At 52.6% G+C, this 12557-nt stretch carries 8 protein-coding genes; 5 read left to right on the top strand and 3 right to left on the bottom strand.

What is annotated here, in order from left to right; genetic code table 11:
• Positions 1 to 31: 31 nt before the first annotated feature.
• The gene (locus DCC81_RS15270) at positions 32 to 2776 is read right to left on the bottom strand and encodes an outer membrane beta-barrel protein (protein ID WP_108687469.1); all 2745 of its coding nucleotides are present in this window, start codon (positions 2774 to 2776) and stop codon (positions 32 to 34) included.
• A gap of 221 nt (positions 2777 to 2997) precedes the next feature.
• Positions 2998 to 3546, bottom strand: coding sequence for a GrpB family protein (locus DCC81_RS15265; protein ID WP_108687468.1), 549 nt, complete (start codon positions 3544 to 3546; stop codon positions 2998 to 3000).
• A gap of 164 nt (positions 3547 to 3710) precedes the next feature.
• Here DCC81_RS15265 and DCC81_RS15260 point away from each other — a divergent pair, with 164 nt between their 5' ends.
• The 5 genes from DCC81_RS15260 (at position 3711) to DCC81_RS15240 (ending at position 10953) form a co-directional block, all read left to right on the top strand.
• The gene (locus DCC81_RS15260; protein ID WP_108687467.1) at positions 3711 to 4595 is read left to right on the top strand and encodes an NAD-dependent epimerase/dehydratase family protein; all 885 of its coding nucleotides are present in this window, start codon (positions 3711 to 3713) and stop codon (positions 4593 to 4595) included.
• A gap of 64 nt (positions 4596 to 4659) precedes the next feature.
• Complete coding sequence (locus DCC81_RS15255) at positions 4660 to 5244, top strand: hypothetical protein (RefSeq protein ID WP_108687466.1); 585 nt, start codon at positions 4660 to 4662, stop codon at positions 5242 to 5244.
• Positions 5245 to 5534: 290 nt separating this feature from the next.
• The gene (locus tag DCC81_RS15250) at positions 5535 to 8312 is read left to right on the top strand and encodes a TonB-dependent receptor (protein ID WP_108687465.1); all 2778 of its coding nucleotides are present in this window, start codon (positions 5535 to 5537) and stop codon (positions 8310 to 8312) included.
• 45 nt (positions 8313 to 8357) lie between these two features.
• Positions 8358 to 9896: a hypothetical protein gene (locus tag DCC81_RS15245; RefSeq protein ID WP_108687464.1), complete on the top strand. Its 1539-nt coding sequence runs from the start codon at positions 8358 to 8360 to the stop codon at positions 9894 to 9896.
• 76 nt (positions 9897 to 9972) lie between these two features.
• Positions 9973 to 10953 carry a hypothetical protein gene (locus DCC81_RS15240; RefSeq protein ID WP_108687463.1) on the top strand — a complete coding sequence of 327 codons (981 nt, stop codon included), beginning with the start codon at positions 9973 to 9975 and terminating at the stop codon, positions 10951 to 10953.
• Positions 10954 to 11140: 187 nt separating this feature from the next.
• On the opposite strand, the gene DCC81_RS15235 is transcribed toward DCC81_RS15240, so the two are convergent.
• Positions 11141 to 12553, bottom strand: coding sequence for an efflux transporter outer membrane subunit (locus DCC81_RS15235; RefSeq protein WP_108687462.1), 1413 nt, complete (start codon positions 12551 to 12553; stop codon positions 11141 to 11143).
• Between the last annotated feature and the right edge of the window lie 4 nt (positions 12554 to 12557).

Genomic DNA, 12557 nt, shown 5'->3' with positions numbered 1-12557 from the left:
ATAAATTGCCCGGCGGGTACGTCCGGAAATATCAGTTCTTAGGCCGGAAGCCCCTGATATTATAAATAAGGCTCAGCATCGCGTAGCGCTGCAACACCATGCTCTGGTAATCGGATACATAGTTGAGATATACCCCACGGTACAGGTTATTATGCTGGTTCAGGATATCAAAGATGGCGGCCTTCACCTGGTAGCGGCGGTCTTTGCCTATCATGTAGGACAGGGACGCATTCCACAGGTAGTTGTTCCGCGAAATGCCGGGGTCCAGCGCATCATTGAAGCGGTACACCAGGTTGGTCTCAAACGTAAGGTTCTTATCAGGCCGCACTACCATGTTGGTCGTAATGCGGTTCACGCGTGTGCTTTGTGACTGGTAGCTTTTCAGCTCAAACATAGACCGGTTATAATCCAGGTTAAAACGGGTGCTCAGTTCAAACACATCCTTCAGGTTCAGCTCCAGGCCTGCCCTGGGCGAAGTGGAAAACGTGGTCTGCCCGCTCACCGGGCTATTCACCGCTACAAAGCTTTTACCATAATTAACGTCTGCCCCTGCGGAAAGTGACAGCCGCCACGTTTCTGTTTTATGCAGCCCGATGGTGCCTTCCCCGCTCAGGTAAAAGCGGTAAATCCCATCCTTGTTAATGAAGCTGGTCACCTGCGAACCATCTGCGTTCACCTTGCTCACCCGCATGGCTTCGTTAGACGAAGCGCTAAAGCTGGAATAGGCCCAGATACTTTTATCATCCTTTGCGGCCTGGTAGTAAGCACTTACATAATCCCGTACGGATGGCTTCAGGTTGGGATTACCAACCGTTATAGCCAGCGGGTTGGAAATGTCCGGCCTGGGTTGGATCTGGCTGGCCCAGGGCAGGTCAACATTGCGGCCATAATACACATTGAAACCTTTGTAGTTAAAGCTCAGGCCGGGAATGAAATTAGTGATACGCTGGTCTACCGGTGAAAACTTAGGCCCGAAAGTGGAGTGTACGGTTTGTTGCTGCCACTGTCCGGAAACATTCAGGCTCATGGACTTTGCCAGCTTAAAACGCAGTCCCACCTGCCCGTTGGTAGTCCAGCCGGCACGGTGATTCTCGCTGGAATATGCAGAATCCAGGGCAGATAACTTGTGTTCTACCGTATCACGGTCGTAAGTGTGTAGCACGTTGTCCTCGCTGCTGTAACTGGCAGATGCCGTGAATGTAAGCGTGACCGCTTTCGTCAATGGTTCTGAATAAAACAACCGCTGGTTGACATTCAGCGTCTTCTGGTGGCTGCGTTTAAACTGGGCCAGGTCTACCACTTCGCCGGTAAGGTAGGTGTGGCTCAGGGAGGTGGTGGAGTCTCCTCCATTATTGGTGCGGGTATCAATATCCTGGCTGAAAGTGATGGACCTTCCTTTCTTCTGTTTAAAATTATAAGTGCCCACTATACTGTGCCGGTAGCTGTGAAACGTGGAATGTCCTTCCGAGGTGGTGCGCTGGTCATTAAGCTGCGGTGCATAGTTGCTGCTGGTAAAGCCTTCATTCATGTTGCTATGATCGGAATTACCGAAGCTGATGCTGGGCACATAACGCCAGTTGAACGTGCTGTCTTTCTTCCCGGCCAGCTTAAAGCTCAAACCATTGCTGGTGTTGGATCGTACGCCAGTGCCGCTGCCGGTGTTAAACAGTGTGGTGTCTCCTATCAGCTGTTTGGTATTATTACGGGAGGCCGTTTCATTGCGGGTATTGCCCAGGAAATATTTACCATTTACACTCAGCTTATCGCCCAGGTCATAGTTAATATTGATGCCGCCTGCCTTATTGGTCCGGATGCCATTGTCTGCACTGCCAATGTCTACCCCACTTACCTGCATGTAGTCATCGCCCCAGAGGTTGGCGCCATTTTCACCGCGTTCCATACCCCCCATGCTCCTTACATCGCCTACGGAAAAACCGGCTTCATTCACGTTGTTGGCAAAGCCCAAAGCGCTGATCTGGAGCGTATCCCGGAAGGAGTTGATGATGCCCCCGGCCTCATACCGGCTGTTTGTGCCACCGCCTGCATACACCTTTCCGAATGCACCTTTTTTAATTGATTTCTTTAGTTTGATGTTGATCACCTTTCCCACTTCTTCCTCGTGCTCCCCGTTCAGCTCCTCCTTCTGTTCTTTATCATCTGTTACCTGTACTTTATCAATAACGTTGGTAGGCAGGTTTTGCAGGGCAATAGAGGGATCATCGCCAAAGAACACTTTGCCATCCACCAGTATTTTATTCACCTTTTTTCCGTTGGCCATCAGCTCGCCCTTGGCGTTGAAACTTACGCCTGGCAGCTTTTTCAGCAGGTCCTGCAATACGGCGTCCGGCAGGGTTTTGAAGGCGTCTGCATTAAACTCCATGGTATCATTGCGCATTACAATGGGCGGCGCTTCGGAACGTATTACCACTTCATCCAGTTGCTTGGTGGTGGTCTCCATATTCAGCTTTCCCAGGTCCAGCGTGGTTTTATCAGGATGGATGGTAAATACCTTGCGCAGCGGCAGGTAGCCGGTATAGGTCACCGTTAGGCGCAAAGGCACATTGAGCGGCAGTCCCGGTATCTTAAAATCGCCGCGTTCATTGGCCAGGCGGTAGGTGACCAATGTACTGTCGGCCGTGCGCCGCACCTGCACCGTAGCCATTCCCGGCTCACGTTTATTCAGCGTGTCCGTTAATTTCCCGGTCACAGTTCCCGTTTGGGCATGGGCAATGGCGAGCCCCAGGCATCCACAGATGACAAGCACTAAAAATTTCATGAAGGGCAATTAAAGCAGTACGAAAACCTATGCTACTACAATTACAACGTAGTGGTTAGCGGGAAAGCATGATTCACAGTCACAGGGTCAGAGGGTCAAAACAAATACATCGCGCTTATACCACATGGCCTAAAAGTAGCCATGTTTTTGAAATCGTTATAGTATCGTAGTTGTGTTTAAGAAACATTTAACGATTCCCGGTAAGCTTTATTGCAATCCGCTCAATAATCTTTTAATGTTCTACGGATAAAGTCAGATTTCGCAGCTGTGTAGGCGTCACGGTCGTGGCGGTATTCTTCGGCCAGCATGGTCTTCAGTTCTGCATAGGCCTGTCTTACATATACGTTGTCCTGCAGGATGTCGCGGAAGCGCAACTGTTCGTGCCAGCGCCTTTCTTCGGGTAGTACCAGGTGCAGGTGGGCAATGCGTTTGTTCTGCTCCACCTTGATAAAAAAACGGCGCCAGGGCCGCTGATCCAGTTCATACGGCACATAGTGCCAGTGATACGGCGCCAGCATGCGGGTAATGACAGCCGTACGTTCCAGTGATTCAATGGGCGCCACCAGGTCCAGTACCGGCTTGGCCCGCAGGCCTTTTACGGCCGTGCTGCCTACGTGCCAGATGCCGGAGTTGCCAAAGGGCCGCAGCAATGGCTGCAGGGCGCGGATCTCTTCCATGGCCTGTACAGCCCAATGGGGATCATGATCTACGACCACTACCGGTTCTGTGGCCCATACCGGCCATCTGGTTTCATGGGGAGGTGTATGCATATGGGTGGTGGATTCACGCGCGGAGGTGTACTTAAAGTTACACCAATTGCGTGATTTTTACAGGAATAATCCGTTCATCCTGTTTATTTACCACTTTTCCGCAGTTCTGTACAAACGCCGCTCCTGCACGGGCAACGACCTTTGGATGACTAATGCGACCTATCATGAAACACATTTTCCTCACTGGTGTTACCGGTTACATTGGCGGCTCTGTAGCAGTAAAACTGGTAGCCGCCGGCTATTCTGTAACGGCCCTGGTGCGCCAGCCCGCCGATGCGGTCCGGGTACAGGCGATGGGCATTCAAACCGTCACCGGCAGCATCCAGGACCCCGCGCTCCTCCGCCGGGAACTACAGGCTGCAGATGCCTTTATCAATACCGCCACCGCAGATGATCCCTACTTCATAGCCCTGGTACTGGACATCCTGGCGCGTACCGGCAAGACCTTTATCCAGACATCCGGTTCCAGTATTGTGGCAGATAAAGCCGCCGGCGCCTTTGCCGCGGAAACCCCGCTGGAAGACCTGCCCACCACCGTGATCCTGGAAAAGACCGGCCGCGTGGCCATAGACCGCGCGGTGGTGGACGCGGCGCAAAACGGCATCCGCAGTATTGTAATATGCCCGCCCATGGTGTATGGGCAGGGACTCGGCCTGAAAACAGACAGCATACAGGTGCCCGCGCTCTACGCCACGGCGCGCCAGCTGGGCCAGTCCGTGGTGATCGGTGAAGGCCGGAATATCTGGTCTAATGTGCACATAGAAGACCTGGCAGACCTTTACGTACTGGCCCTGGAAAAGGCAAAGGCCGGTAGTTTCTTTTACGCAGAGAACGGGTTGAACAGCCTGGCCGAAATAGCCGCCACCATCCGCCGGCGCAGCGGGCTTACCACGCCGGTACGCCAGCTAACCATGGACGAAGCCACGGCCCTGTGGGGCGCAGAAGGCGCACATACCGGCTTTGGGTCCAATAGCTGGCTGCTGGCAGATAAAGCCCGGCGTGAACTGGGCTGGGCGCCCCGGTACGCAGATATGCTGGCAGTCATTTGACAGTAATTACCCCGGAAAGTGCCCGAAAATGGTTACTTTGCCGGCCGCTAATCTGAACTGACGTATGCGAGTAGATATCAGTGTAGTAAAGGAACGCTACGCGAAAATGAGTGATGAAGAATTTATCCGTACCACTACTACCAATGCCCGTGGCCTTACGCCGGTAGCGGTGGAAGTGATTGCCTACGAAGTGGACCGGCGCCAGTTGCCCGCCGGTATTTTTGAAGGCGTGGAAGCCCAGAACCGGGATCAGACACCGGAAGAAATAGCGGAGCTCTGCGAAGTCTTGCAAGGCCTGCAATGCCCTGCATGCTCCAGCCGGGAACCCCTGAATGGCACCTTTTCCCGCGAGGTAAGGGCCATGCTGCTGTCTAACCGCACCACAGACCGCTATACTGTAGCCTGTCCTGCATGCCTGGATAAGGCCACCAGCAGCGCTTTATCCCGTACCCTGGTGATGGGCTGGTGGAGCGTAACCGGGTTTATCCGCACCCTGGGCGCTATCGCCCTTTACTTCCGCCACCGCAAGCACCATCACGATGCTGCCCCCAGCCCGGCCCTGCGCAAGTTTGCCGCACTGCATGTAGGCGCACTGGTAGCTTTCCGGGGAGACCGGCAACGACTGCAAAGCATCATTGCACCACGATAACCGGAACGCCGCTGCCACACCAGCGGCGTTTTTTATTGCTGTTATAATTATAGCCGTTCATATCTGTTAATTACTGTTAACCGGCCCTTCATAAGTCCTACAGATTCACTGGAACACTGTGCCAATAAGGATTACAGGCTTATCACCCTTCCTAACGTCCACGTATACCGGAAGAACCGCTGGTTCCCACTGTTAACAAATCTTTACCATACTATTACGATTTTGTTATAAGGGATGAAGGGTTGAAACCCGCAATCGTTTTTTTATTTCTTTGCCCGAAATTCCTAAAAATGCGATTGCGATTTCTGTCTTTACTTACCCTTTCCCTTATTCCCCGTATTGCATTCAGCCAACAAGCACACCACGTTATCAAAGGCACCATCGTTGATGCTCACACCAAAGAGCAGATGATAGGCGCCACCATTTTCATTCCCGAGCTAAAACGCAGCACCAGCGCACGCCTGGACGGGTCTTTTGTCCTGGAGAACATACAACCAGGCACCTATCATTTCCAGTGCAGCTACGTAGGCTACCTGAAGCTGGATACGGTGATCACCGTGCGTGACAATATAAAGATCAGCCTCACGTTACAGGCTTCTTCTTCCGCCCTGAATGAAGTGGTGGTTACCGGCGCAAACTATGACCGGGAATCAGAAAACAGCGCTAAAAGATCTGAGCAGCTGGCACCAAATACGATGAACATCATATCTGCCAAGGCCATCCGGCTCTCCCCTGATATTACCATTGCCAATGTGATGCAGCGCATCTCCGGCGTGTCTGTAGAACGCAGCAGCAGCGGGGAAGGCCGCTATGCTATCATCCGCGGTATGGACCAGCGCTATAACAATACGCTGATCAACGGCATCAAGATCCCCAGCCCGGATAACAAGAACCGCTTTGTGCCCCTGGACCTTTTCCCGGCAGACCTGGTAGAAAGAGTGGAAGTGTCTAAAACGCTTACGCCTAACATGGAGGCAGATGCAGTAGGTGGCACCGTGAACATGGTGATGAAGAAAGCGCCCAACCAGCTGTATGTGAATGCCAGCGCCGCTACCGGTGTAAGCCAGAATGTACTGGACAATGGCTTTGACGCATTTCCCGTGAGCGCCATCAACAAAAAATCTCCCTACCAGGCAAAAGGGCCCTCTTACCAGGCGCAGCCCAATGACTTCACCCGCGATAACCTGAACTATACCCACCGCAAAGCACCACTCAACTCCATGGGCACGCTTTCCCTGGGCAACCGCTTTCTCAACGACAAGCTGGGCATCATGCTGGGTGGCTCTTACCAGAATACCTATAAATCTTACCACAGCATTTTCATGCCGGGCGAGTATGACGAAGGTGACCAGCTGTATATCAAGCATGCTTACTTCCGCGATTACGCTACCCACATCACCCGTTCTGCTGCCAATGCGAACGTCGATTACAAATTCAACGACCAACACAAAATAAGCCTGCAGGCATTGTATGCAGACCTGCAGGATGCACAGGCACGCCTCACTACAGACTCCCTGATGGTGGCGCCCCGCACAGGCCCCGGCATAGGCCAGGTATGGAATTACGGACGTTCCAAATACCAGGAGCAGACCATCCTTACCACTTCCCTGCGTGGTGATCATGAACTGACCACCCATTTGCACCTGGACTGGACAGCGGTGTATTCTAATGCGACCAATAACATCCCTGACTGGGCGGAATATGAATATGACGGCGGCACTTACGGTGATGGCAACAATAACACGCCGGTGTACCACGCGCCTGTTGCGGCTAAATTTAACCGTGACTGGTGGCACAATACTGACCGCGACCTGGCGGGCTATCTCAACCTGGCTTACAGCAATAAACTACGCAGTATTCCATATACCGTCTCTGCAGGTGGCCTGTACCGTAATAAGCACCGCGATAATACCTACGACCACTACATCCTCGATCCTATCCCGGACCCGAACAGCAATACGCAGGCATGGACTAACATCTATAATCTCAGGTGGACTGTATCGAACCCTGCCGGCAGCAACGGCAGCGCAAACAATTACCGCGCGGATGAAGACATTACTGCCGGTTATGCCATGGTGAAATTCAATGTAAAGAAACTGGAAGCCGTGGCCGGTGTGCGCTATGAAAGCACTACCCAAAGCTTTGACACTAACCTGCCGGAAACCTCCGCGGGCAAGAGTGGCAACATCAGTTATGGTGATGTATTACCGAGCCTGAACCTGAAATATGCAGTGAACGCGGTGACCAACGTGCGTTTCGGCTATTATGCGGCTATCACCCGCCCCAACTTCTTTGACATTGTACCTTATAATTTTGATGGTGACAACTTTGCGGAGAAAGGTAATTCTTACCTGAAGCACAGTACGGCCCAGAACCTGAACCTGCGCTATGAATGGTATCCCCGCGCCAACGAACAACTGTTGTTAGGTGCTTTTTACAAAAACATCCAGGATCCTATCGAGTATGGCTTTACCATCACGGGAAACATGGTCAATAACACCTTTTACCAGCCCAACAACTTTGGTAACGCCACTAACTATGGTTTTGAATTTGTATACGAAAAATACCTGGGCAATTTTGGCCTGAGAACTAACTATACTTACACTCACTCTTCCGTAACAGACAGCAAGTTCAGTTCTGCTATCATTGATGGCATATCCCAAAAGATCCCCGTTACGGAAACACGTCCCCTGCAGGGGCAGGCCGCACACATTGCCAATGCTGCCTTGCTGTACAAGAACCAGCAACTCGGCCTGGATGCACAGCTGGCATGGCAGTACACCGGCAAGCGCATTGTGTTGGTATCTCCCTACTATGGGTTTGATTACTGGCAGCAACCCACCAACTTTTTTGACATCTCTGCAGAAAAACGCTTTGCGAAACACTTTGCCGTGTTTGTAAAAGTGCAGAACCTCCTCAATGCCAAATACGAAGTGGACGTTAACAAGCCGATCAACAACAGCGTGGAGGTCCCCCTGCAGCATCCTGCTTCAGGTAAAACACTGGCCCAGCGCGACCAGTACGGCCAGACCTATCAACTGGGTTTACGCTTCACTTTGAAACAATAATAGCATCACACATCTTTTCCCTTCATTCTTATCAAAGCAACAATTATGAACAAACATTTCCTGAGAGGCGGCATGCTCGCCATGATCTCGGTAGCTATGTTCTCCTGCAAAAAAAACGGAGAGAAAGTTAATATCTCCAAACCCCTGACGGTGATCGGCGAGCCGATCTCCGACACCGTGTTGCCCAAGCTGGACGCCAATGGCCACGCCATTCCCCTGAAAGGCACCATGCTGGCTGGTAAGACCTACCACATCACTGCCGATGTGACCATCAATGAAGGTGATACCCTGTATGTACAGCCGGGTGTAAAAGTGCTGATCAAGGGCGATGGCTTAACAGCCGCCACCAGCCCCACCTTCTTCGTAATGGGCTCCCTGGTAAGCGCGGGTACCAAAGAAAACCCCAACTGGTTTACCGTAGAAGAAACGCCCAGCACACCTAAATCCAACAGCACCATTACAGATGATCCTACCGGCGATCCCGCCTATAAAGGCTACTGGGGCGGTTTCCAGGGCGGCCCGAAGGCTGACATGATGATCTTCCGCTGGACACACATTGAATATACCGGCGGCCCCTGGGGTGATAATGCCACTGATTTCGGTGCTACCGCAGGTGATCCGAAGTATACGATCTATATGAACCGTGCCACTGATTTCAGTAAGCTGATCGTAGAAGACTCCTGGCTGTTTGGCAGCAAGGACGACTGCATCGGTAAATGCCAGAACACTTACGTGAGCATCATGCGTAACACCTTCAACAAGCTGGGTGGTACCGGTGGTGAAGGCATGAACCTGAAGAGCCACGTGTTTGGTGATGTAGCGTACAACCTGTGCTACGGCGTAGCCACCAATGGTCTGAAAACCGCCGGTTCCAATGGCGTGAACACCATTGTAAATATCTATAACAATACCGTGGTACAGTGCGGCTTCCGCCAGGCCAAGGCCACCCGCAATGGTTCTATTAACACAGAAACCAACACCGGCGGCTTCCTCTACAACAACATCATCGTAAACTGTAAATCAGGCCTGCGCATCTCTTTCAAATCTGAAAAAGGTAAACCCAGCGATACCCTGAACACTTCTTATGGTAACAACCTGACCTGCATTGGCCGTGGTACCCCCATGAGCACTGCGGTGGAACAATACATGATCTTTATCGAGCCACTGCAGTTCACCCAGAAAATGCCCGGTGACTTTAACGGTTATGTGAATGGCCCTACCCTGGCTGATGGTACTAACAACGGTACCAACATCGCTGCAGACTCCCTGAAGTACGATCCCATGTTCGTGAACTACGACGTGAAGGCACGCAGCGCCAACTTTGAATACCGTAACTCCGTTATTCCTGCTGGTGCTGACTTCCACCTGAAAGCTGGTTCTCCCGCTATTGGTGGTGGTGTATTCAAAGGAGGTACCGGCATCTATGCCCTGCCCATGAAACCTACTGCTCCCCTGCTGGTGCAATATGGCTTCCCGATGACAGTACTGCCTGTAGGTGGCGAATTTGGTGCTAACGTAACGCCGCCGAATAAAGATATGGGTGCTTATCCTACCGACAACACCGGTAACCAGCACACTTACTAATTCATTTGTACACCCTTTACTTTATGCTAACACAAAGGCACTCCTACGTCTTTGTGTTAGCTTTTAATTTTTATGCATGAAACGAAGCGCACTCACGCCGGTGTTAGCCATGGTACTGTGCATGGCCTGCTCCAAGAACACCAGGGACACCGCCACACCCGGCGGCGGCACTAACCCACCCGTTACGGAAGACAGCATCCCCGAAGCCAGATACAACATCACCCTGCTGGATGCCAACCAGGCCTTTGTAGCCACACCGGTAGTAAGTAACATGGCACGCCAGGATTACAACGAACTGTCCGGCATAGCTGCCAGTAAAGTGAATGCAGGCGTCCTGTATGTGCATGATGATGCCAACGGTACCAATGAGATCCCGCTTACCAATGCCAAAGGCGAAGACCTGGGCAAACTGGTGCTGGACGGCATCAGCCCCCGTAACCCGGAAGATATTAAAGTGGCCCCCGGCCCGGATGCCAATACCAGCTATATTTACCTGGCAGACATTGGCGATAACGCTAACGGGCGTACGAATGTGGCCATCTACCGCTTTGCAGAGCCCTCCATCACCACCCCGGGTGCCAGCACGGTGGTGCATATCAGCACCATCGACAAGATCACGCTGGTATATCCGACCGGCGCAGTAAATGCCGAAACCCTGCTCGTAGACCCGCTCACAAAGGACCTTTTCATCGCTTCCAAACAAACCGGCAGGAGCACCATTTATAAGGCAGCCTACCCGCAGTCCACTACCGCTACCATCACGCTGAAAGCGGTGCTGAAAACCAGCTTTGACCTTTTCACCTCCGGAGATGTATCGCCGGATGGCAAGGAGATATTGCTGCGCAATAAAGGCCAGATCTTCTACTGGCCCCGCACTGCGGCGCAAAGCCTGGCAGACGCTATGCTACTGGCCCCGCAAACCGTACCCTATGCCGGCAATGAGCACCAGGGCGAGGGCATTTGCTTTGCTGCAGATGCCGGCGGTTATTACACCGACACGGAGATCAGGGATTATCCCGGCGCTGTGTCCACTATCTCATTTTATAAAAGAAAATAAACCCACACGTATCACCTTTCTAAGGTCTTAGGTACCGTGCATATTAAACAAAAAAGACTGCCTTTATACGGCAGTCTTTTTGTCTTTAAACCTATTTACTAACACAACTAGTTCCAATCGTGTTGATCTATATCCATTCTAGCTATTCATTATTTACAAACCTGGTACTTAAGACCTGCGGTAATTCCTACTTCCATCCTCCACCGAGTGCGCGGTACAGCTCTACGTTTGCAGAGAGGCGCTGGCGGCGGATATCCGCGAAGTCCAGCTGGCTTTGCAACAGGTTGCTTTGCGCGGTGATCACTTCCAGGTAGTTCGCCATGCCGGCTTTGTACAGCAGGCTGGCGTTGAAGATGGCCACTTTCAATGTATCCATGCGGTTGCTGGTAATGGTCTCCTGCTCGGCCAGGTGATCGATGGATGCCAGGGCATTGGACACTTCTCCTACGGCATTGAGCACGGACTGTTTGAAGCTGATCACAGCCGCTTCGCGGTTGATCTTGGCGACTTCATATTGTGTTTTCAACTGGCGGTGCTGCAGCAGGGGCTGCGCAATGGTGCCGCCTACAATGCCGAACAGTGAATTGGGGATATTGAACCAGTTGCTGGCCTTAAATGCATCGGTGCCACCGGAAGCGGTGATGTTAAGCACCGGGTACATATTGGCCTGTGCCGCGCCTACATTGGCATTGGCGGTCACCAATGCCAGTTCGTTGCTGCGCACATCCGGGCGGCGGCTCACCATAGCGGCGGGCACTCCGGCGGTCAGCTGGTCTTCCACAGGTACGGAACGGAGGTCTGTGCGGGTCAACACCGGGCCGGGCAAAGTACCGGTAAGGATGTGAAGGCCGGTTTCCTGCAGGGCAATAGCGCGCTCCAGTTGCGGGATCAGTACGGCAGCGGCCTGGCGCTGTACGTAAGCCTGTTCTACCGCCAGCTGGTTGGCATCGCCTGCAGTTTTTTGCAGCTGGATGATGGACAGGATGCTATCGCCCAGTTCCACGTTGTGGTGGGCAATGGCCAGCTGTTCATCCAGCATGAGCAGGTTGTAATACGCGGTGGCAATATCGGCCACCAGCTTTGTTTGCACCGCCTTCTTCGCTTCGTAGGTCTGGAGGTAGCCGGCAATGGCCGCTTCTTTCTGGCGGCGCAGTTTACCCCACACATCTACTTCCCAGCTCACCCCTACTTGTGCGCTGTAATCCTCCACGTGATCACTCTTGAGGAACTGGCTGGTGCTGAAGCCATTCAGGCTGTTCTTGGAAACGTAGTTGATGTTAGCACCCACCTGCGCATTCACCGTAGGTTGAAAGGCGGCGCGGGCCTGTTTTACCTGTTCGCCAGCGGCCTCAATGCGGGTAATGGCCAGCTGCAGGTCATAGTTATTTTGCAGGCCGGTATCGATGAGCGCTACCAGCTGCTTGTCTGTAAAGAACTGCTGCCAGGGCTTATCTCCCACGCTCAGCGTGTCGGCGGTGGCCGTCTGGAACTGGGCGGGCAGGGGCAAAGGCGGCTGCACATAATTCCTGCCGGTGCGGCAGGCCCAAAGGCCTACCGTCAGCAGCAGTAACGATGTATATAGAGGAAATGATTTTCTCATACTA

The organism is Chitinophaga parva, from assembly GCF_003071345.1.
Classification (GTDB): Bacteria; Bacteroidota; Bacteroidia; order Chitinophagales; family Chitinophagaceae; genus Chitinophaga; species Chitinophaga parva.
The sequence above is the reverse complement of the archived record's forward strand: the minus strand, read 5'-3'. Positions and strand labels throughout refer to the sequence as shown.

What these genes read in the sequence shown, in the direction of transcription:
- DCC81_RS15270 (WP_108687469.1), bottom strand. Translation starts at nt 2,776, where the DNA reads ATGAAATTTTTAGTGCTTGTCATCTGTGGATGCCTGGGGCTCGCCATT.
- DCC81_RS15265 (WP_108687468.1), bottom strand. Translation starts at nt 3,546, where the DNA reads ATGCATACACCTCCCCATGAAACCAGATGGCCGGTATGGGCCACAGAA.
- DCC81_RS15260 (WP_108687467.1), top strand. Translation starts at nt 3,711, where the DNA reads ATGAAACACATTTTCCTCACTGGTGTTACCGGTTACATTGGCGGCTCT.
- DCC81_RS15255 (WP_108687466.1), top strand. Translation starts at nt 4,660, where the DNA reads ATGCGAGTAGATATCAGTGTAGTAAAGGAACGCTACGCGAAAATGAGT.
- DCC81_RS15250 (WP_108687465.1), top strand. Translation starts at nt 5,535, where the DNA reads ATGCGATTGCGATTTCTGTCTTTACTTACCCTTTCCCTTATTCCCCGT.
- DCC81_RS15245 (WP_108687464.1), top strand. Translation starts at nt 8,358, where the DNA reads ATGAACAAACATTTCCTGAGAGGCGGCATGCTCGCCATGATCTCGGTA.
- DCC81_RS15240 (WP_108687463.1), top strand. Translation starts at nt 9,973, where the DNA reads ATGAAACGAAGCGCACTCACGCCGGTGTTAGCCATGGTACTGTGCATG.
- DCC81_RS15235 (WP_108687462.1), bottom strand. Translation starts at nt 12,553, where the DNA reads ATGAGAAAATCATTTCCTCTATATACATCGTTACTGCTGCTGACGGTA.